Annotated in this window: 19 protein-coding genes and 1 pseudogene; 13 read left to right on the top strand and 7 right to left on the bottom strand. The window is 68.2% G+C overall.

Going from position 1 to position 19,310, the window contains the following annotated elements; all coding sequences use genetic code 11:
* Positions 1-48 precede the first annotated feature (48 nt).
* Together QF040_RS09805 and gloB are read right to left on the bottom strand one after the other, a co-directional pair.
* Positions 49-1,665 carry a transglycosylase SLT domain-containing protein gene (locus QF040_RS09805; RefSeq protein ID WP_429610876.1) on the bottom strand — a complete coding sequence of 539 codons (1,617 nt, stop codon included), beginning with the start codon at positions 1,663-1,665 and terminating at the stop codon, positions 49-51.
* Complete coding sequence (gloB, locus tag QF040_RS09800) at positions 1,662-2,441, bottom strand: hydroxyacylglutathione hydrolase (protein WP_429610875.1); 780 nt, start codon at positions 2,439-2,441, stop codon at positions 1,662-1,664. Before gloB ends, QF040_RS09805 begins: the two co-directional genes overlap by 4 nt.
* Positions 2,442-2,460: 19 nt before the next feature.
* Between gloB and QF040_RS09795 the strand changes: the two genes are divergently transcribed.
* From QF040_RS09795 to QF040_RS09735, 13 genes and pseudogenes are all read left to right on the top strand, one after another.
* Positions 2,461-3,213: a class I SAM-dependent methyltransferase gene (locus QF040_RS09795; RefSeq protein WP_429614638.1), complete on the top strand. Its 753-nt coding sequence runs from the start codon at positions 2,461-2,463 to the stop codon at positions 3,211-3,213.
* A gap of 29 nt (positions 3,214-3,242) precedes the next feature.
* The gene (gene rnhA, locus QF040_RS09790) at positions 3,243-3,692 is read left to right on the top strand and encodes a ribonuclease HI (protein ID WP_042576760.1); all 450 of its coding nucleotides are present in this window, start codon (positions 3,243-3,245) and stop codon (positions 3,690-3,692) included.
* A 141-nt stretch (positions 3,693-3,833) separates the two neighbouring features.
* On the top strand, positions 3,834-4,769 hold the full coding sequence (locus QF040_RS09785) for a helix-turn-helix domain-containing protein (protein WP_429610874.1): 936 nt from the start codon (positions 3,834-3,836) through the stop codon (positions 4,767-4,769).
* 162 nt (positions 4,770-4,931) lie between these two features.
* Positions 4,932-5,156: a hypothetical protein gene (locus QF040_RS09780; RefSeq protein WP_429610873.1), complete on the top strand. Its 225-nt coding sequence runs from the start codon at positions 4,932-4,934 to the stop codon at positions 5,154-5,156.
* On the top strand, positions 5,153-6,565 hold the full coding sequence (locus tag QF040_RS09775; RefSeq protein ID WP_429610872.1) for an amidase: 1,413 nt from the start codon (positions 5,153-5,155) through the stop codon (positions 6,563-6,565). Before QF040_RS09780 ends, QF040_RS09775 begins: the two co-directional genes overlap by 4 nt.
* A 35-nt stretch (positions 6,566-6,600) precedes the next feature.
* A complete protein-coding gene (locus QF040_RS09770; protein ID WP_429610871.1) occupies positions 6,601-6,726 on the top strand; it encodes a hypothetical protein in 126 nt (41 codons plus the stop codon).
* A complete protein-coding gene (locus tag QF040_RS09765) occupies positions 6,719-8,119 on the top strand; it encodes an amidase (protein ID WP_429610870.1) in 1,401 nt (466 codons plus the stop codon). Before QF040_RS09770 ends, QF040_RS09765 begins: the two co-directional genes overlap by 8 nt.
* 59 nt (positions 8,120-8,178) lie before the next feature.
* Positions 8,179-9,411 carry an urea ABC transporter substrate-binding protein gene (locus tag QF040_RS09760; protein WP_429610869.1) on the top strand — a complete coding sequence of 411 codons (1,233 nt, stop codon included), beginning with the start codon at positions 8,179-8,181 and terminating at the stop codon, positions 9,409-9,411.
* Positions 9,412-9,460: 49 nt separating this feature from the next.
* Positions 9,461-10,327: an ABC transporter permease subunit gene (locus QF040_RS09755; protein WP_093432021.1), complete on the top strand. Its 867-nt coding sequence runs from the start codon at positions 9,461-9,463 to the stop codon at positions 10,325-10,327.
* 20 nt (positions 10,328-10,347) lie between these two features.
* A complete protein-coding gene (locus tag QF040_RS09750; RefSeq protein WP_429610868.1) occupies positions 10,348-11,448 on the top strand; it encodes a branched-chain amino acid ABC transporter permease in 1,101 nt (366 codons plus the stop codon).
* Positions 11,445-12,167 carry an ABC transporter ATP-binding protein gene (locus QF040_RS09745; RefSeq protein WP_429610867.1) on the top strand — a complete coding sequence of 241 codons (723 nt, stop codon included), beginning with the start codon at positions 11,445-11,447 and terminating at the stop codon, positions 12,165-12,167. Before QF040_RS09750 ends, QF040_RS09745 begins: the two co-directional genes overlap by 4 nt.
* Positions 12,157-12,867 carry an ABC transporter ATP-binding protein gene (locus QF040_RS09740; protein ID WP_429610866.1) on the top strand — a complete coding sequence of 237 codons (711 nt, stop codon included), beginning with the start codon at positions 12,157-12,159 and terminating at the stop codon, positions 12,865-12,867. Before QF040_RS09745 ends, QF040_RS09740 begins: the two co-directional genes overlap by 11 nt.
* A gap of 26 nt (positions 12,868-12,893) precedes the next feature.
* A pseudogene (locus QF040_RS09735) lies at positions 12,894-13,884 on the top strand (acetamidase/formamidase family protein).
* 3 nt (positions 13,885-13,887) lie between these two features.
* On the opposite strand, the gene moeA reads toward QF040_RS09735, so the two are convergent.
* From moeA to QF040_RS09710, 5 genes are all read right to left on the bottom strand, one after another.
* The gene (gene moeA / locus QF040_RS09730) at positions 13,888-15,207 is read right to left on the bottom strand and encodes a molybdopterin molybdotransferase MoeA (protein WP_429610865.1); all 1,320 of its coding nucleotides are present in this window, start codon (positions 15,205-15,207) and stop codon (positions 13,888-13,890) included.
* 14 nt (positions 15,208-15,221) lie between these two features.
* Positions 15,222-15,860 (bottom strand): molybdenum cofactor guanylyltransferase MobA, encoded by a 639-nt coding sequence (gene mobA, locus QF040_RS09725; RefSeq protein WP_429610864.1) that lies wholly within the window; start codon positions 15,858-15,860, stop codon positions 15,222-15,224.
* Positions 15,861-15,874: 14 nt separating this feature from the next.
* Positions 15,875-17,029: a GTP 3',8-cyclase MoaA gene (gene moaA, locus QF040_RS09720; RefSeq protein ID WP_429610863.1), complete on the bottom strand. Its 1,155-nt coding sequence runs from the start codon at positions 17,027-17,029 to the stop codon at positions 15,875-15,877.
* A 57-nt stretch (positions 17,030-17,086) separates the two neighbouring features.
* The gene (locus QF040_RS09715) at positions 17,087-18,370 is read right to left on the bottom strand and encodes a serine hydrolase domain-containing protein (protein ID WP_429610862.1); all 1,284 of its coding nucleotides are present in this window, start codon (positions 18,368-18,370) and stop codon (positions 17,087-17,089) included.
* A gap of 84 nt (positions 18,371-18,454) precedes the next feature.
* A complete protein-coding gene (locus QF040_RS09710) occupies positions 18,455-19,159 on the bottom strand; it encodes a hypothetical protein (protein ID WP_429610861.1) in 705 nt (234 codons plus the stop codon).
* Positions 19,160-19,310: the final 151 nt, after the last annotated feature.

The raw sequence follows: 19,310 nt of genomic DNA, 5'->3' as shown, positions 1-19,310 counted from the left end.
TCCGGCGTGCCCGCCGGCGGGGGGGGCGACGCTTTTCTCAGCGCCTTTTCAGCGCTTCTTCTTCGACGGCGTGCCGCCGCGCTTCTCGCGCACAACCTGCTTGCCGGCTGGCACCTTCGCGACGTTCTTGCCGCGGGCCGCAATGGCCCGGGCCGGCGCGACACCGCGCTTCGAGGAAGCCGCGGCATGGCCGCGCGCCACCGCCACGCCGGCGCCGACACGCGCTGCCGGCGCCGCGCGCACCGGCAGGTACACCACGACGCTGTAGCCGCGCTTGAATGCGTGGTTGGGCTTCACGTCGTTCCACTCGGCCACGTTGGAGGGCGCGAGCTTGTAGCGGCGGGCGATGGTCGCCACGCTGTCGTTGCGGCCGGCCTTCACGGTGGTGCGGCGGTTGACGATCTCGGGCTGGAAGCTCAGGTGGCCGCCATCGGCCACGACCGCCGCCACGTCTTCCTTGACGCGGGCGCCGCGCGGCACGATGAGCGTGGAGCCGGCCTTGATGAGCATGCGCGGCGGCACGTTGTTCATCGCGCGCAGGTCGCTCTCGCTCATGCCCGAGCGCTGGGCGGCGTCGGCCACCGTCATGGTGTTGGGAACGACCCAGGCGGTCCAGCTCGCGTACTGGCCTTGCGAATAGGCGTCGAAGTTGCGCTGGAACACGGCCGCGTTGTCCCAGGGCAGAAGGATCTGCGGCGTGCCCGCGGCGATCAGCACCGGCTTGTGCGCGGCGGGGTTGAGCGCGCGGAAGTCCTCGATGCGCACGTCGGCCAGCTTGGCGGCCAGTTCGACGTCGAGGTCGCGGGTGAGCGTGACGGTCTGGAAGTACGGGTGGTTGGCGATCAGCGGCAGCTCGGCGTTGAAGGCCTGCGGATTGGCCACGATGTTCTTCACCGCCTGCAGCTTGGGCACGTACAGCCGCGTCTCGGCCGGCATGTTGAGGTCGCTGTAGGTGGTGGGCAGGCCGGCGCGCTGGTTCTTGGCGATGGCGCGGCTCACGCTGCCTTCGCCCCAGTTGTAGGCGGCCAAGGCGAGCTGCCAGTCGCCGAACATGCCGTAGAGCTTCTGCAGGTAATCGAGTGCGGCGCGGGTGGAGGCCAGCACGTCGCGGCGGTCGTCGCGGAAGATGTTCTGCTTCAGGTCGAAGTCGGTGCCGGTGGCCGGCATGAACTGCCACATGCCCGCGGCGCGCGCGCTCGACACCGCCTGCGGGTTGAACGCGCTCTCGATGTAGGGCAGCAGCGCGAGTTCGGTCGGCATGTTGCGCCGCTCGAGTTCCTCGACGATGTGGAACATGTACTTGTTCGAGCGCTCGGTCATCCGCTGGATGTAGTCGGGCCGGCTGGCGTACCACTGCTCGCGGTCGCGCACCAGGTCGCTCTCGAGGTTGGGCATCTTGAAGCCGCGGCGGATGCGGTCCCACATGTCGGTCGGCGGAGCCAGCGTGACCACGCTCTGCGAGTGGGCCTCGCCGCTGGAGAGGGGCGAGAGGGCGTCGCGCGGGTAGACGGGGGCCGCGCTGCCGGCGACCTTGGAGCCGGTGCCGCCGGCCGTGGTGCCGGTCTTGGGGGAAGTGCTGGATGAGGAGGCGTTGTTGTCGGTCGGTGCCGCGCAGCCTGCGAGCACCAGTGAACCTGCAAGGCAGGTGGCAGCGATAAATTTCATCGGAAGTCGTTTTTCCATTGGCGCAGTGCGGCGAACACATCGGCTTCGGCCGCGTTGGCGGAAAGCTCGGCGTGCGCGCGCACCGCTCGAAGGACAGTGGCTTCGCGGCTGCGAAGAAAGGGGTTGATCAGGCGTTCGGTCGCCAACTGCGAGGGCAGTGTGGGCTGCCCCTGTGCGCGCAGGCTTTCGCAACGCGCGTTGTAGTGAGTCAGATCGGCGTTGCCCGGTTCCACCGCGCGAGCGAAACGCAGGTTAGCAAGTGTGTATTCGTGGGCACAGCACACGCGCGTGTCGTCGGGCAGTGCGGCGAGTGCGTCGAGCGAGGCCAGCATCTGCGCGGGCGTGCCTTCGAAGAGGCGCCCGCAGCCGCCCGAGAAGAGCGTGTCGCCGCAGAAGAGCAATGGCTCGCGGTCTTCTGCAGCGGGAAGGAAGTAGGCGATGTGGCCGGCCGTGTGGCCCGGCACGTCGATCACTTCGAAGCGAAGGCCGAGCGCTTCGGCGATGTCGCCTTGCACGTACGGCGTGAACGGCTCGGGGATGCGTTCGCGGGCGGGACCGTGCACCGGCGCGCCCGTGGCGGCATGCAGCGCGGCCACGCCGCCCGTGTGATCGGCGTGGTGGTGCGTGACTAGAATCGCGGCCAGCTGCAGCTTGTGGTGCGCCAGCGCATCGAACACCGGTTGGGCGTCGCCCGGATCCACGACGATGGCGCTGGACCCGTCGTGCAGCATCCAGATGTAGTTGTCAGCGAAGGCGGGCAGCGGAACGAGGGTCATGAGCGGTCAAATTATAGGTTTGCAGGATTGGTTCGCGACCCCCCCGGGACGCTACCTCCTTGCGTGGGAGCAGGCCCAGTTCGACCAGGCGGTGGCTGATGTATTCGGCTATCACGCGCTGCAGCTGGGCGCACCCGAAGTCGAGGGCCTGCGCACCAACCGCATGCCGCACCGCTGGCTGGCGCTGAGCGACCCGATGCGGCCCGCCAAGGCCGCGCTGCTGACCGACTTCACGGCGCTGCCGTTCGCGGCCAACAGCCTCGACCTGGTAGTGATGCCGCACGCGCTGGAGCTCAGCCCCGATCCGCACGCCACGCTGCGCGAGGTCGAGCGGGTGCTGGTGCCCGAGGGCCGCGTGGTGATCTGCGGGCTCAACCCGGCCAGCCTCTGGGGCATGCGCCAGCGGCGCGCGCACCTGTACCGCAAGCTCGGCGTCGGCGATCTCTACCTGCCCGAAGGCGGGGAGTTCATCGGCTACTGGCGCATGCGCGACTGGCTGCGGCTCTTGAGCTTCGAGGTGGAGTCGGGGCGCTTCGGCGTCTACCGGCCCGCGGTGCGCAGCGACGCCTGGCTCGAGCGCTGCCGCTGGATGGACACGGCCGGCGAGCGCTGGTGGCCGATCTTCGGCGCGGCGTATTTCCTCGTGGCCGTGAAGCGGGTGCGCGGCATGCGCCTCCTGAGCGCTGACTGGCGCCGCGCCGCGGCACGCGCCACGGCGCCGGTGTCGATCGCGGGCAAGGTGCACCGACAGCAGCGGGATCAAACGGATTGAATTGAACAGAGAAACAAGGAAAAGAGAGCTTGAACGAAGTCGTGATCTACACCGATGGTGCATGCAAGGGCAACCCCGGACCCGGGGGCTGGGGCGCGTGGCTCAAGTCGGGCGCCACCGAAAAGGAACTGTTCGGCGGCGAACTCAACACCACCAACAACCGCATGGAGCTGACCGCGGTCATCGAGGGTTTGGCCGCGCTCAAGCGCCCCTGCAAGGTGCTGCTCTACCTGGACAGCCAGTACGTGCGCATGGGCATCACCGAATGGATCCGCGGCTGGAAGGCCAAGGGCTGGATGACCGCCAGCAAGCAGCCGGTGAAGAACGTCGAGCTCTGGCAGCGGCTGGACAAGCTGGTGGCCGAGGGCGGCCACACGATCGAATGGCGCTGGGTCAAGGGCCACTCGGGCGACCCCGGCAACGAACGCGCCGACATGCTCGCCAACAAGGGCGTGGACAAGGCGCTGGGCCGGATCTGACGTAGGGTCAGCCCCGACGCTGCCGGGGCTGGCGCTTGCTAGAGTGCCCGCTACGCGGCGAAGCCGGCCGACGCAGGGGCACGATTGTTGCTTGGGTTTTGACATTTCATCCGCCGGTGGCACCGTCCATTCGTTCGCAGCATGAACCTCGACTACTCAACGGACACGGTCGAACGCAGCCAGCGCTTCGACTACTGGAGCGATGTGGTGCGCAAGCACTTCATTCCGGCCGCGAGCCACGTGCCCGACCGGGAGCACTTCAACGCCCACTTTTCCGTCCGTTCGCTCGGCAACCTCACGCTCGCGGAGATGTCCTCGCCGCGCCACTACTGGGAGCGTGACGCGCAGCACCTGCGCAGCGGGCCGAACGAAGACTTCATGCTGAGCCTCATGGTGTCCGGGCACGGGGTGCTGTCGCAGTCGGGTCGCGAGGTGGTGCAGCGCAACGGCGACATCGTGCTCTACGACGCCGCGCGCCCCTTCACCTTCGACCTCTTGCCCGAGTCGAACCTGCTCGTGCGCATTCCGCGGTTGCAGCTGCTCTGCAGGTTTCCCGAGGCCCAGAACCTGACCGCCATGCACCTGGCCAACGGCCACCCCATCGCCAGGCTGCTGGGCAGCATGATCCGCGAGGCCGCGGTGCTGGAGCTCTCGGGGCGCGAGGGCATGCAGGCGAGCCTGGCGAGCTCGCTGCTGGACATGCTCTCGGCGGTGCTCCAGTTCCAGGTCGGTGGCACCGATGCCGTGCACTCCTCGCACGATGCGCTGTTCCAGAAGACGCGCGACTACATCGTCGCGCACCTGGACGATTGCGAGCTCGACGTCGAACAGATCGCCGCCGCGCAGCATGTGTCCGCCCGCACGCTCGCGCGCGTGTTCGCCGAGCACGGCACCACGCCGATCCAGTGGCTCTGGAAACAGCGGCTCGAGGCGAGCCACCGCGCGCTGCGCGAAGGCCGCGTGCGGCAGGTCACGCAGGCGGCGTTCCAGCACGGCTTCAGCGATCTCTCGCACTTCTGCCGGGTCTTCAAGAAGGCCTATGGCGTGACGCCGCAGACGCTGCTGCGCCGCCACTAGCGTTCGCCCGCGTCCACGCTCGCGCCGGCGTTCCGCTCCGTGCGGAAGGCTGGGGAAAGATTGGCCGTTCCAGCCCATCGCGCTGGCCTTTGCAGCCAAGCCGCGCGCGGCGTTGCTCCCTATCGTGAAGTCCACAAGCTTCCTTCACGAACGGAGACAACGATGAATGCTTTCCCGCCCTCAGATGCGGTCGATGTCGGCGCGCTCGCCCGCTGCGCGGCCCTGGACCTGACCCCCGAACGCCGCGCCGCGGCCGAGGCCGTGCTGTCCGCCTGGATTCCCGCGGCCAACGAGCTGAGCCGCAAGATGAGCGATGCGGCCCACCGCGAGCTGATGCCGGTCACCGCCTTCGCGCATGCCCACGACCTGCCCGAGGACGCCGCATGAGCGGGCTGCTCGAACTCGGCCTCGCCGAAGCCGCGCGCCTGGTGCGCGCGCGCAAGGTCTCGCCCGTGGAGTTGGTGGAGGCATCGCTCGCACGCATCCGCGCGCACGACGGCCTGCTCAAGTCGTTCATCACGGTGTTCGAGGAGCAGGCGATGCAGGTGGCGCGCGCCGCCGAGCTGCTCTCGGGCGCGGGCCACGAACTCGGCCCGCTGCAGGGCATTCCGCTTGCGCTCAAAGACAACGTCGCGGTGCGCGGCAGCCGCACCACGGCGGGCAGCAAGATCCTGGCCGACTGGCTGCCCGAAGCCGACGCCACGGTAACCACGCGGCTGCGCCAGGCCGGCGCGGTCTTCATCGGCAAGACCAACATGCACGAGTTCGCCTGGGGCGGCACCTCGGCCAATCCGCACTACGGCGCGGTGCGCAACCCGTGGGACCCGGCGCGCTTTCCGGCCGGCTCCAGCGGGGGCTCGGCGGTCGCGGTGGCCGCGCGCTTCTGCTTCGGCGCGATCGGCACCGACACCGGCGGCTCGATCCGCCTGCCTTCGGCGATCAACGGCATCGTCGGCCTGCGCCCGACCTACGGGCGCGTCAGCAACCACGGCGTGGTGCCGCTCGCATGGAGCATGGACACGGTGGGCCCGATGACGCGCACCGTCGAAGACTGCGCGCTGATGTTCGGTGCCATCGCGGGCTTCGACCCGAAGGACGCGGGCAGCGCACCACGCGCCTGCGACGACTACCTTCAGGCGCTGGGCGGCGGCTGCCGCGGCCTGCGCATCGGCATCGTGCCGGGCTATTTCTTCGAGCACCTGCAGGCGCCCGTGCACGACGCGGTGAAGGAGGCGCTGGCCACCTTCGTCGACCTGGGCGCCGAGCTGGTCGATGTCGACATCCGCAACATCCACGGCAACATCTCCGCGCAGCTCACCATCGAATCGGCCGAGCCCAGCACCTACCACCAGCGCAACCTGCGCGAGCGCCCCGAGGACTACGGCGAGGACGTGCGCACCCTGCTGGAAGCCGGCGAAATGCTGCTGGCCACCCAGTACCTGCAGGCCCAGCGCTACCGCGCGCTGCTGCGCGCCGAATTCCTCGAAGCCTTCAGGCGGGTGGATGTGTTCGTCTGCCCCTCGCTGCCTTTCGTTGCCACACGCATCGGCGAGACGCGCGTGGAGATCGAGCCGGGGCAGCAGGAAGACATGCTCTCCGCAATCATGCAGTTCACCGGCGTCGCGAGCCTCACGGGCCTGCCTTCGCTGAACGTGCCCTGCGGCTTCGATCCCGATGGCCTGCCCATCGGCATGCAGATCATCGGCCGGCCCTTCGCGGAGGCGACGCTGCTGCGCGCGGGCCATGCGTTCCAGCAGGCCACTGGTTTCCACCAGCGCGCGCCCGTGCTGCGCTGAAAAAAAAACGTCGCTGGCCGGTCCAGCACATCGCAATGGCGCTGCGAGCCAAGCGTTCGCGGCGGCCCTTCGATACCTTCAATACCTTCGACGCGCAGCTTCAGACAAGCCTGTTCCTCGCCCTGATCCACAACGAAACGGAGTCTCCCCGCCATGCCTGACAACGATCTGCACTACCTCGAACTTCTGGAAGTCGGCCGCCGCATCCAGGCCAGGGAACTGTCGCCTGTCGAGGTGACGAAGGCGCAGCTCGAGCGCATCGGCGCGCTCGACGGAAAGCTCAAGAGCTATGTGCGGGTGCTCGGCGATTCCGCGCTCGCCGAGGCCGCGCGCGCCGAAGCGGAAATCGCCAAGGGCGAGATCCGCGGTCCGCTGCACGGCGTACCCATCGCCATCAAGGACCTCTGCTGGACCGAAGGCGTGCCGACCGCCGCCGGCATGACGCTCTACAAGGACTTCGTGCCCACCACCGACGGCACCGTGGTGCGCAAGCTGCGCGAGGCGGGCGCCGTCATCCTCGGCAAGCTGCAGCTCACCGAGAGCGCCTATGCGGACCACCATCCCTCGGTTTCGCCGCCGGTCAATCCGTGGAACGCCGCGCACTGGCCGGGCGTGTCGTCCAGCGGCTCGGGCGTCGCGACCGCGGCGGGCCTGTGCTATGGCTCGCTCGGCACCGACACCGGCGGCTCGATCCGCTTTCCCTCGGCCGCCAACGGCCTCACGGGCCTGAAGCCCACCTGGGGCCGGGTGAGCCGCTACGGCGCCTTCGAACTCGCTGCGACGCTCGACCACATCGGCCCCATGACGCGCAGCGCGGCCGATGCGGGCGCGATGCTCGGCGCGATTGCCGGCGCCGATGTGAACGACCCGACCGCCAGCCTCGCGCCGGTGCCCGACTACCTCGCCGATCTGGGCAAGGGCATCGCCGGCCTGCGCATCGGCATCGACATGCGCTGGGCCACCGAGGGCGTCGACGCACCCACGCGCGAAGTGCTCGATGCCGCCGTCGCCGCGGTGCGCACGCTCGGCGGCGATCTGCGCGAAGTGCGCTTTCCCGATCCCGCGCAGGCCATCGAGGACTGGTTCCCGCTGTGCGGCATCGAAGCCGCCGTGGTGCACGAGAAGACCTATCCGTCGCGCAAGGACATGTACGGCCCGGCGGTCGCCGGCCTCATCGACCTGGGCCTCGCGCAGCGCGGCGTGGACTACCAGAAGATCGTTCTTCGTCGCCACGACTTCAGCGGCAAGGTGCGCGCGATGTTCGAGGACATCGACCTGCTGCTGATCCCGGCCACCGGCATCGCCTCGCCGACCATGGAGCGCATGGCGCAGATGGGCGTCGATGCCGACCTCATGGCCGCGATGCTGCGCTACACCTGCCCGTTCGACATGACCGGCAGCCCGACCATCACGCTGCCCGGCGGCTTCACCGCGAGCGGCATGCCGGTGGCGTTCCAGTTCGTCGCGCGCCATTTCGACGAGGCGCTGCTGGTGCGCGCGGGCGCGGCCTTCCAGCAGATCACCGACTGGCACCGCCGGCACCCGGCGCTCTGAGCCGCGGCCACTTCCTTTTTCATTCCTTCTTTCTTTCCCTGTCCTGAAAGCACATCACCATGAAACTACGTCACGCGCTTTTCTCCCTGGGCTGCACGATGGTCCTGGCCACCGCCGCGACCGCTGCTGCGGCTGCCGAGCCGCTCAAGGTCGGCCTGATGGAAGACGTCTCGGGCGACCTCGCCGTGCTGGGCAAGCCCAAGCTGGACGGCTCGCAACTCGCGGTGGAAGAGATCAACAAGGCAGGCGGCATCTTGGGCCGGCAGATCGAGCTGATTCACCTCGACCCGCAGGGCGACAACGCGCGCTACCAGGAGTTCACGCGGCGCCTGCTGAGCAAGGACAAGGTGGACGTGCTGATCGGCGGCATCACCTCGGCCTCGCGTGAAGCCGTGCGCCCGATCGTCGACCGCACGCAGACGCCGTACTTCTATACCAACCAGTACGAAGGCGGCGTGTGCGATGCCAACATGATCAGCATGGGCGCGGTGCCCGAGCAGCAGTTCTCCACGCTCATTCCGTACATGGTCGAGAAGTTCGGCAAGAAGGTGTATGTGGTTGCGGCCGACTACAACTTCGGCCAGATCTCCGCCGAGTGGAACCGCACGATCCTGAAAGACGTGGGCGGCACGGTGGTCGGCGAGGAATTCATTCCGCTGGGCGTCTCGCAGTTCGCGCAGACCATCCAGAACATCCAGAAGGCCAAGCCCGACTGGCTCCTGATGCTCAACGTGGGCGCCGCGCAGGACTCGTTCTTCGAGCAGGCCGCCGCCGCCAAGCTGAACCTGCCGATGGGCTCGTCGGTGAAGGTCATGCTGGGCTTCGAGCACAAGCGCTTCGCGCCGCCCGCGCTCAACCGCATGCACGCCACGGCCAACTGGTTCGAGGAAATCGACACGCCCGCGGCCAACGACTTCAAGAAGCGCTGGCATGCCAAGTTCCCGAACGAGCCCTACATCAACGACATGGGCTACAACGCCTATAACGCGCTCTACATGTACAAGACGATGGTCGAGAAGGCCAAGTCGACCAAGCTGGCGGACCTGCGCAAGGTGATCGCCGCGGGCGAGGCCTGCATCGAGGCGGCCGAGGGCAAGGTCTGCATCGACCCCAAGAGCCAGCACGCCTCGCACGCGATGCGGCTGATCGCGGTGGACGAGAAGCACAACGTGAAGGTGCTCAAGGACTACGGAACGATCCAGCCGTACTGGCTCGGCCAGATCGGCTGCGACCTCACGAAGAAGAACGACCGCAAGCAGTACACGCCGTCGGACCTGCCCAAGAAGCTCTGACGCTTCGCGCCTCTACCCATCCGATCGACCGGTCCAGCAGGGAGCAGCGGTGTTCGCCGAAATCTTCTCGTTCTTCTACCAGTTCGCCGACGTGTTCGCGTTCCTCATCCTCTCGGCGGCCGGCCTGGCCATCGTGTTCGGGATGATGGGCGTGATCAACATGGCGCACGGCGAATTCATCATGTGCGGCGCCTACGTCACCGTGGGGCTGGTACACGCGGGCTTTCCGCTGCCGCTCGCGCAGTTGTGCGGCACGCTCGCCGCGGGGCTGATCGGCGTCGCCGTGGAGTGGAGCCTGGTGCGCAAGCTCTACAAGCGGCCGCTCGATTCGCTGCTCGCCACCTGGGGCCTGAGCCTCATCGTGACGCAGGGCATGCTGCTGGTCTTCGGCTCCACGCTCACCGGCGTGGGCACGCCCGAGGGCAGCTTCGTGGTAGGCGACTACACCTTCTCGGTCTACCGCATGGTGCTGTTCGCGGCGGCGGTGGCGGTGCTGGGCGGCATCTACTTCATCTTCATGCGCACGCGCTTCGGCGTGCATGCGCGCGCCACGATGCAGAACGCGTCGATCGCGCAGGCCACCGGCGTGCGCGTGGGACGCGTGTATGCGCTGAGCTTCGGCATCGGCGCGGCACTGGCGGGCCTGTGCGGGGCGCTCTATGCGCCCACGATGACGCTGATCCCCACCATGGGCGCGGCCTTCCTGGTCGAGGCCTTCGTCACGGTGGTGGTGGGCGGCGCCAACGTGCTGCTGGGCACCGCGCCGGCGGGCATTCTGCTCGCGGTCATCCGCACCGGCCTGAACGGCTGGGGCGGGCAGATCGTCGGGCAAATCGGCATGCTGCTCGCCGTGATCGTGGTGATCCGCATCCTGCCCGAAGGGGTGTCCGGATGGCTGGCCCGCAAGACGCGCTGAACCCCCACGGAGTCACATCAATGTTCCAACTCATCAACGGGCCGCAGACGCTGGGCGCCACGCGCGTCTTCTGGCTTCCCTTCATCGCGGTGCTCGCGGCCGTGCTGCTGTACCCGGCCTTCGCCGACGGCTACGACGTGGGCAACATGGCCTACCTCTTGACCTGGGTGTTCATGGCCATGGGCCTGTGCCTGGTGTGGGGTTACGGCGGCATGCTGTCGTTCGGCCAGACTTTCTTCTTCGGCATCGCGGGCTACGGCTACGGCGTGGCGGCGGTCAACCTCGGCGGCGATGCGGGCACCACCTTCCTCGCACTCGCGATCGCGCTGTGCCTGGCGGCGGTGGCCGCGGCGGTGCTGGGCTACTTCATGATCTGGGGCCGCGTGGGCGGCGTGTTCTTCGGCATCGTCACGCTGTCGGCCACGCTGGTGCTAGCTTTCTTCCTCGGACAGACGGCCGGGCCCGAATGGCACATCGGCAGTGCGCGGCTGAACGGCTTCAACGGCATGAAGGACATGGCGCCGCTGAACATCCCGTGGTTCGGCGACGACCCGCTGGTGTTCGACGGCATCGCGCTGTACTACCTGGTGGTGGGCCTGATCCTTGTGGTGTACCTGGGCCTTCGCATGATGCTGAACTCGCGCTTCGGCAACGTGATCGTCGCGGTGCGCGAAGACCCGCAGCGCGCCGAGCTGCTGGGCTACGACGTGCGCAAATACCAGCTCGCCACCTTCGTGATCGGCTCCACGCTGGCGGGACTGAGCGGCGTGCTCTACACCTCGTGGGGCCAGTTCATCACGCCGGCCAGCATCGGGCTGCCGGCGGCGGCGATGCCGATCGTGTGGGTCGCGTTCTCGGGGCGGGGCGACATCACCGCCACGCTGGTGGGATCGTTCCTGGTGCTCTGGGCCTTCCAGGCGATCACGGTCTACAGCCAGCAGGCGGCGTTGCTGCTGATGGGCGCGATGCTGCTGTGCACGGTGATGGTGGCGCCGCAGGGCTTTGTCATCGGCGTGGTGCAGGCGGTGCGGCGGCTGTTCGTGCGCCGCGGTCCTTCCAAGGAACCCGCGGCGCCCGCGGTGCTCACGGTGCCCACGGCGCAAGAGGAGGCCCGCGCATGAACGCCTTGCTCGAGACACGGGCCCTGTCCAAGCGCTTCGGCGGCCATGCGGCGGTGTCGGAAGTCGACCTGTCGGTGCGCCAGGGCGAGATCCATTGCCTCATCGGGCCCAACGGCGCGGGCAAGAGCACGCTGTTCAAGCTCATCGTGGGCACGCACGAGGCCTCGGAAGGCAGCATCGCGTTCCAGGGGCGCGATGTGACGCGCGAGCGCCCGTTCCGGCGCGTGCAGCAGGGCATGAGCATCAAGATGCAGGCGCCCAGCGTGTTCAGGGAGCTGCCGGTGCGGCAGAACATCCACATCGCGCTGCAGCACCACACACGCCTGGCGGACCTCAAGCGCGAGGAAGACCGGCTGCTCGAACTGCTCGACCTTTCGCAGGACGCCACCAAGCTCGCGGGCGAGTTGGCGCACGGCCAGCAGCAGTGGCTGGAGATCGGCATGGCGCTCGCGCTCAAGCCGGTGCTGCTGCTGATGGACGAACCCACCGCGGGCCTCTCGCCCGAGGAAACCTTCAAGACCGGCGAGCTGATCCAGAAGCTCAACGCCGAAGGCATGACGGTGCTGGTCGTCGAGCACGACATGGCCTTCATCCGCCAGATCGCGCAGCGCGTGACGGTGCTGCACTTCGGCAAGGTGTTCGCCGAGGGCTCGATCGGCGAAATCATCGCGGACCCGCGCGTGGCCGAGATCTACTTGGGCAAGACACATGACCACTGAGACGATCCTGGAGCTGCAAGGTCTTCAAGCCAGCTACGGCGCCACACCGATCCTGCAGGGCGTGGACATGAAAGTGCGCAAGGGCGAGATCGTGAGCCTCATCGGCCGCAACGGCGTCGGCAAGACGACCACCATGCGCTGCCTGATGGGCCTTTTGCGCACGCGCGGCGGCAGCGTGCGGCTGCAGGGGCAGGACATCGCGGCGCTCTCCAGCGATGCACGCGCGCGGCTGGGCATCGGCTATGTGCCGCAAGGCCGCGAGGTGTTCGCGCGCATGACGGTGGCCGAGAACCTCATGGTGGGCGAACTGGTCGGCGGCCCGCGCGGCAAGAAGCAGCCCGACCTGGTCTACCAGTACTTCCCGCGCCTGGCGGAGCGCCGCAACCAGCAGGCCGGCACCATGTCCGGCGGCGAGCAGCAGCAGTTGGCCATCGGCCGCGCGCTGGTGGGCAACCCCGCGCTGATGCTGCTGGACGAGCCTTCCGAGGGCATCCAGCCCTCGATCGTGCAGCTCATCTGCGACGTGCTGCGCGCGATCCGGCGCGACCTCGGGACCACCATTCTTTTCGTGGAGCAGAACCTCGACACGATCCTGGACGTGGGCGAGCGCGCCTATGTCATGGAAAAGGGCCGCATCGTCGGGCGCATCGAGCCCGGCCAGATGAACGCGCAGGCGGTGCGCGCGCACCTGATGCTCTGAACAAAAAACCTCAAGGAGAACACCCGATGAACTGGCTCGACCAATCGATCATGCACACGCGGGGTTTGGGCCGCGGGCGCAGCGTGGACACGCACGAACTCACCGAAGCGAAGCAGGGCAAGTTCCACTTCACCATCGGCCCCTACACCGAGCCCGTGATGACGGTGAAGCCCGGCGACCGCATCGTGGTGGAGACACGCGACGCCTTCGACGGCAAGGTCAAGACCGAGCAGGACCTGCCTTCGAAGGTGCTGACCATGCCCTTCGTGAATCCGCAGAACGGGCCGATCATGATCGAGGGCGCCGAGCCCGGCGACACGATCGCGGTGTACATCGAATCGATGGCGCCGCGCGGGCCCAATCCGCGCGGCACCTGCTGCATGATCCCGGACTTCGGCGCGCTCAGCGGCACGGCCTTCACCGCGCTGCTGAACCAGTCGCTGCCCGAGACAGTGCGCAAGATCGATGTCGATGAAGAGGGCGTCTACTGGAGCAAGCGCGTCACCTTGCCCTACAGGCCGCACATCGGCACGCTGAGCTGCTCGCCCGAGATCGACTCGATCAACAGCCTCACGCCCGACCAGCACGGCGGCAACATGGACCTGCCCGACATGGGGCCCGGCAGCATCACCTACCTGCCGGTGCGCACAGCCGGCGGGCGTCTCTTCATCGGCGATGCGCACGCCTGCCAGGGCGACGGCGAGGTGTGCGGCACGGCGGTGGAGTACCCGAGCCTCACGACCATTCGCGTCGATCTCATCAAGGGCTGGAAGCTCGAATGGCCGCGGCTGGAAACTGAAGACATGATCATGGCGATCGGCAGCGCCCGGCCGCTGGAGGATGCGACCCGCATCGCCCTACAAGGAACTCATCCTCTGGATGGAGGCGGAATACGGCTACGACCGCTGGGACGCCTACATGATGCTGAGCCAGTGCGGCAAGGTGCGGCTCGGCAATTTCGTGGACCCGAAGTACACGGTGGGCGCAGGCATCTCCAAGCAGTACCTGGCGCCCTGAAAACTAGATCACGCCGTCGAACAGCATCACGTCGACCTCTTCGCCGGCGGCGACATGGCCCTGGTCGTGATGCAGCACCACGAGCCCGTTGGCTTCGACCATCGAACTCAGCACGCCGGAGCCCTGGTTACCAGCGACGCGGACCTCGGGCAATGAGCCCGGCACGGCCTTCACGAACCCGCGCTGGTATTCGGTGCGGCCGGGCTTCTTGCGGATCGGGCCCGTGCTGCGTGCGCGCAGCAGCGGCGGCGGCGCCGAAGCGGCGTCGTGGCAGCCCATCATGCGCAGCAGCGCGGGCCGCACGAACGCGAGGAAAGTGACCATCACGGCCACCGGATTGCCGGGCAGGCCGAACAGCACGGCGGGGCCCGTGGCTTCGCCGCCATCGCGCGGAATCAGGCCCACGGCCAGCGGACGGCCGGGGCGCATCGCGACATGCCAGAAGGCCATCTCGCCGACCTGCTGCATCACCTCGCGCGTGTGGTCTGCAGCGCCGGCGCTCACGCCGCCGCTGGTGACGATGGCGTCGGCTTCGCGCGCGGCGCGTTTCAACGTCGCGGCCAGCGTGGCGGGGTCGTCGTGCACGAGGCCCAGGTCGATCACCTCGCAGCCCAGGCGCGTGAGCAGGCCGAAGACGGTGTAGCGGTTGCTGTCGTACACAGCGCCTTCGCGCGGCGGCTCGCCGATGCAGAGGATCTCGTCGCCGGTCGAGAAGTAGGCGACGCGCAACTTTCGCAGTGCCGGCACGCCGGGCAGACCGAGGCTCGCGACCATGCCGAGCGCGGCCGGCGAAAGCCGCTCGCCGCGCTGGAGGGCCGGCTGGCCTTTCATGAGGTCTTCGCCCGCGAAGCGGCGGTTGTCGCCGCGGCGCAGCACGCGGTCGGGAAAGCTCACCACGTCGCCCTCGACCTGGCAGAACTCCTGCGGGATCACCGTATCGAGACCGGCCGGCATCATCGCGCCGGTCATGATGCGCACCGCATCGCCTGTGGCCAGCGCGCCGCGCCAGGCCGCACCGGCGAGCGCGGTGCCCACCACGCGCAGCTTGATGGAATGGTCGGCGGGAGCGTCGGTCGGAAGGATCGCGCCATCGAACGCGTAGCCGTCCATCGCCGAGTTGTCGTGCGGCGGCACGCTCACGGGCGAGATGAGGTCTTCTGCCAGCACGCGGCCCAGCGCGTCGCGCAGCGACACGCTCTCGCGCTGCGTGACGGCAAGAGGTGCGACCAGTCGCGCCAGGAAAGCCTGGACCGCATCGACGCTCAGCGCGTCGGTGGTGTCATGGCCGGGGAGGGCGGCGGCGATGTCTGCGAGGCTGCTCATCGGGCTCATCGGGCTCATCGGTTTTGGAGTGCTTGCAATTCGGCGAGCGTGTTGGCGTTGAAGAAGGCGTCGGGCGTATCGCCGGGCCGGTCGAAGGGAACGAACACGGTGCGGTGTTGCGCGGTCCACGCCTGCACCTTGCGGCCGCCGGCTCCGGTGAAGCGCTCGAGGCTTTCGCGCAGGCTCGTGCGCAGCAGGCAGAACACGGGTTGGGGGCGCAGCGCGGGTCCGCCGTCGCCTTCGGAATCAGGCGCGCTGACCATGGCGACTTCCGCGTCGTCGGCGGCGAGTGCTTCGGCGAGGCGTGCCGCGAGGTCGAGCGGGAAGAGCGGCGTGTCGCAAGGCACGGTGAGCAGGAAGGGCGTGGCGCAATGCGCCAGCCCCGTGAGGAAGCCTGCGAGCGGCCCCGGATAGTCCGCAAGGCTGTCGGCCCGCACCGGAACACCGAAGGCTTCGTACGCCGGGATGTTCCGGTTGGCATTGATCAACACCTGGCCGACCTGCGCGCCGAGTCGCCGCACCGCGTGAAGGGCGAGCGGTTCGCCGTTGAAGTTCTGCAGGCCCTTGTCGACGCCACCCATGCGGGAACCGCGTCCACCGGCCAGCAGCAGGCCGGTGATGTCGGCAGGCGCGATGGCGGGGTGCGCGGGCATGGCGGCAGCCCGCGTCATCCGCCGATGTAGCTCATCTCGACGCGGCGCGGCGCCTTGTCGTTGGCATCGCCGCTGTCGGCGTGGTCGGGTCCGCGCAGGGCGCGAAGCTCGGAGTAGCGGTCGGCCCGGCCCTGCCAGATGTGGCCGATGGCGGAGCTGATGTCGTCGTCGCTGGCGGTGCCGCGCAGCAGCGGACGCAGGTCGTGGCCGGCGCTGGCGAAGAGGCAGAGGTACAGCTTGCCCTCGGTCGACAGGCGCGCGCGGCTGCAGTCATGGCAGAAGGCCTGCGTCACGCTGCTGATCACGCCGACTTCGCCGCCGCCGTCGGCATAGGCCCAGCGCTGGGCGGTTTCGCCGGGGGTGGTGGCTTCGAGCGGCACCAGCGGGAATTCGCCGGCGATGCGCGCAATGACGTCGGCCGAGGGCAGCACCTCGTCCATGCGCCAGCCGTTGGTGGCGCCCACGTCCATGTATTCGATGAAGCGAAGCACCACGCTGCCGCCGTGGTGCTCGCGGAAGTAGCGCGCCATCGGCAGGATTTCCTGCTCGTTGGTGCCGCGCTTGACCACCATGTTGACCTTGATCGGCCCGAGGCCCGCGGCTCGGGCCGCGTCGATGCCGGCCAGCACGTCGGCCACCGGAAAATCGACATCGTTCATGTGGCGGAAGACGGCGTCGTCCAGGCTGTCCAGGCTCACCGTCACGCGCTGCAGGCCGGCGGCCTTGAGCGCGGCGGCCTTGCGGGCGAGGAGGGAGCCGTTGGTGGTGAGGGTGAGCTCCAGCGGTGCGCCGTCGGGCGTGCGGATTTCGGCCAGTTGCCCGATCAGCGCCTCGATGTTCTTGCGCAGCAGCGGCTCGCCGCCGGTGAGCCGGATCTTGCGCACGCCGTGCGCGGCGAACAGGCGGGCCAGGCGCGTCATTTCCTCGAAGCTCAGGAGCGCGCTGTGCGGCAGGTACTTGTAGTCCTTGTCGAACACGTCCTTGGGCATGCAGTAGCTGCAGCGGAAGTTGCAGCGGTCGGTCACGCTGATGCGCAGGTCGGTGAGCGGGCGGCCCAGGCGGTCGCGTAGCAGGCCGGTGGCGGGCACGGCGATGTCCGGCACGGCCACGGCGGGGGGCGTGCGGCCGATCTGCGAGATCGGAATGACGGTGCTGCTGCTGTTCTTCATGGCTTCGAGGGGAGTGCCCGATTTTGCGCCAGGCCTCAAGAGCCTGTGAGCAGCAGGCTACTTGATCACCGCCGCATAAACCATGTCCCGGGTCAATGTTCTGTAATGCGTTCTGTGCTTGGGCGACTGCAGCATCAGCACGACGAACAGCTCGTTCTTGGGGTCCACCCACATGTAGGTGCCGCCCGCGCCGCCCCAGTTGTATTCGCCGCCGGCCGAGGGGTAGGGCGCCTCGCCGTCGTTGCGGCGCACCGCGAAGCCCAGGCCGAAACCGTAGCCCGCGCCCGGCAGGTAGAGCGGGCCGGGCACGATGCCGGCGCCCGCGTTGGAATGGTCGGCTGTCATCAGCGCGATGGTGCGCGGGCCCAGGTAGCGCTTGCCGTCGAGCGAGCCGCCGTTCAGCAGCATCTGCAGGAAGCGGGCGTAGTCGCCGGCCGTCGAGACCAGTCCGCCGCCGCCCGACTCGAGCTTGCGCACGATGCGCGGATCGTTCAGGTCGGCGCCCACGCCGAAGCTGCGGTCGGTGGGCAGTGGTTCGGCAATGCGCGGCTGGCGCGCCGGTTCGGGCACGTAATAGGTGGTGTCCTTCATGCCCAACGAATCGAAGAGGCGCGCCTTCTCGAACTGGTAGAGCGACTGGCCCGAGACCACCTCGATCACCCGCCCGAGGATGTCGGTCGACTGGCTGTAGTCCCAGGTCGTGCCCGGCTGGTAGGCCAGCGGCAGCTTGGCCAGGCGCTGCGAGAACTCGGCATTGGTCGGATCGTTGGCGCCCAGGCCTGCCGCGTTGTAGGCCTGCTTGACCAGGCCCGGCCCGAAGAAGCCGTAGGTCAGGCCCGAGGTGTGGCGCATCAGGTCCTGCACCGTGATCGGCTTGCGCGCGGGCACCATTTCGAGCACCGGCTTGCCGTCGGCGCCGGGCTTCTCGACGCCGACGGTCATGCTGGCGTATTCGGGCAGGTACGTCGAGATCGGGTCGTCGAGCTTCAGGCGCCCGTCTTCCACCAGCATCATCGCGGCCACCGAGGTGATGGGCTTGCTCATCGAATAGATGCGGAAGATGCCATCGCGCTGCATCGGCGTGCCCGCGGCCGCATCGAGCTTGCCGACCGGCTCGAACCAGGCCACCTTGCCCTGGCGGGCCACCAGCAGCACCGCACCGGGGATCTTGCCGGCGGCCACGTCAGCCTTGAGCACGTCGGTGAGCATCTGCAGGCGCTCGGTCGAAAGGCCGACGCGCTCCGGAGAGGCGGTCGGCAGCGACTGCGCGGCCGCCAGCAGCGGCATCGCCAGGCCAAGGCCGAGCACGGCCGTGCGCAGGGTGCGCTTGAAGAAATCCATGGTGTTGTCTCCGTCCTTTGTCGTTGATGGAAGGCTGGTGCGACGGTCTTGGCGCCGTCTGGGAATCTTGTTTTCGGGGTCAGGCTAGCTGCGGCAGAGCTTCAGGTTCGTGCGGGTCGCGCGGACCACGGGCAGGATGTCGTCGGCGTCGGCGGGCGGGTAGTTGTCCCGCACGCCCTGGTCGGTCCGGGCGGCGTCTTCGGCCAGCGGCTCCAGCGTCTTGAGGCAGGCGGCGCGGTCGCCAAGCTTGAACTGCGTGAGCGCCAGGTCGTTGCGGATGCGGCCCGTGCTGATCCAGTCGAGCGTCTTGCCGCAGTCGCCGAGCACGGGGGCGAGGGTGGCCAGGGCGGCGGTGTAGTCCTTGGCGTCGTACTGGCGCTTGAAGGCCTTGCGGGTGGCGGCCACCGCCTTGTCGGCGCAGGCCGGTGTCGGCTTGATGAAGGTGCCTTCGAAGGAGGCGCGCATGCCGCAGCTCTGGCGGCAGTCGTCGGAACCGTTCGTGGAGACCTCGACGTTGCCGCCCTTGAGCGTGAAGCTCACCACGCAGCCGGTGTCGTCGATCTTGGCCTTGCCGCGCACGATGGTGCCGTCGAGCGTGCACATGTGGGCATTCGAGCCGACCGTGGTGATGTTGAAGCGTCCGTTCGGCTTGACCTGCAGCGAGCCGCCACCGCCTTCGTAGATGTAGTCGCCGGCCGGCGGGGTAGTGAGTTGGGCACTGGCGAGGCCGGCGCCGAAGAGCAGCAGCAGGAAGGTCGGCACGAGGGGCAGGACGCGGTGCAGTTTCATCGGTGCAAAGCCTTTCGAAGGACGCGGGGCAGTGTATCGGGCTCGTCGCGGCAGGTGCCCGATTTGGCTTGTTTGCAGCATGTCGCGAGGCGATGTCTTGACGTCGCCAATGCGAATTACTATCATCTGGGCGCCTGAGTACGCACACGTC

The organism is Variovorax sp. W2I14 (genome assembly GCF_050435205.1).
GTDB classification, from domain to species: domain Bacteria; phylum Pseudomonadota; class Gammaproteobacteria; order Burkholderiales; family Burkholderiaceae_C; genus Variovorax; species Variovorax paradoxus_C.
Note: the sequence above shows the minus strand (reverse complement) of the source record. Positions and strands in the feature narration are given on the sequence as shown.

Excerpts from the sequence above, each read along its gene's own strand:
- QF040_RS09805 (WP_429610876.1), bottom strand. The coding sequence starts at position 1,665 with ATGAAATTTATCGCTGCCACCTGCCTTGCAGGTTCACTGGTGCTCGCA.
- gloB (WP_429610875.1), bottom strand. The coding sequence starts at position 2,441 with ATGACCCTCGTTCCGCTGCCCGCCTTCGCTGACAACTACATCTGGATG.
- QF040_RS09785 (WP_429610874.1), top strand. The coding sequence starts at position 3,834 with ATGAACCTCGACTACTCAACGGACACGGTCGAACGCAGCCAGCGCTTC.
- QF040_RS09780 (WP_429610873.1), top strand. The coding sequence starts at position 4,932 with ATGAATGCTTTCCCGCCCTCAGATGCGGTCGATGTCGGCGCGCTCGCC.
- QF040_RS09775 (WP_429610872.1), top strand. The coding sequence starts at position 5,153 with ATGAGCGGGCTGCTCGAACTCGGCCTCGCCGAAGCCGCGCGCCTGGTG.
- QF040_RS09770 (WP_429610871.1), top strand. The coding sequence starts at position 6,601 with ATGGCGCTGCGAGCCAAGCGTTCGCGGCGGCCCTTCGATACCTTCAAT.
- QF040_RS09765 (WP_429610870.1), top strand. The coding sequence starts at position 6,719 with ATGCCTGACAACGATCTGCACTACCTCGAACTTCTGGAAGTCGGCCGC.
- QF040_RS09760 (WP_429610869.1), top strand. The coding sequence starts at position 8,179 with ATGAAACTACGTCACGCGCTTTTCTCCCTGGGCTGCACGATGGTCCTG.
- QF040_RS09750 (WP_429610868.1), top strand. The coding sequence starts at position 10,348 with ATGTTCCAACTCATCAACGGGCCGCAGACGCTGGGCGCCACGCGCGTC.
- QF040_RS09745 (WP_429610867.1), top strand. The coding sequence starts at position 11,445 with ATGAACGCCTTGCTCGAGACACGGGCCCTGTCCAAGCGCTTCGGCGGC.
- QF040_RS09740 (WP_429610866.1), top strand. The coding sequence starts at position 12,157 with ATGACCACTGAGACGATCCTGGAGCTGCAAGGTCTTCAAGCCAGCTAC.
- moeA (WP_429610865.1), bottom strand. The coding sequence starts at position 15,207 with ATGAGCAGCCTCGCAGACATCGCCGCCGCCCTCCCCGGCCATGACACC.
- mobA (WP_429610864.1), bottom strand. The coding sequence starts at position 15,860 with ATGCCCGCGCACCCCGCCATCGCGCCTGCCGACATCACCGGCCTGCTG.
- moaA (WP_429610863.1), bottom strand. The coding sequence starts at position 17,029 with ATGAAGAACAGCAGCAGCACCGTCATTCCGATCTCGCAGATCGGCCGC.
- QF040_RS09715 (WP_429610862.1), bottom strand. The coding sequence starts at position 18,370 with ATGGATTTCTTCAAGCGCACCCTGCGCACGGCCGTGCTCGGCCTTGGC.
- QF040_RS09710 (WP_429610861.1), bottom strand. The coding sequence starts at position 19,159 with ATGAAACTGCACCGCGTCCTGCCCCTCGTGCCGACCTTCCTGCTGCTG.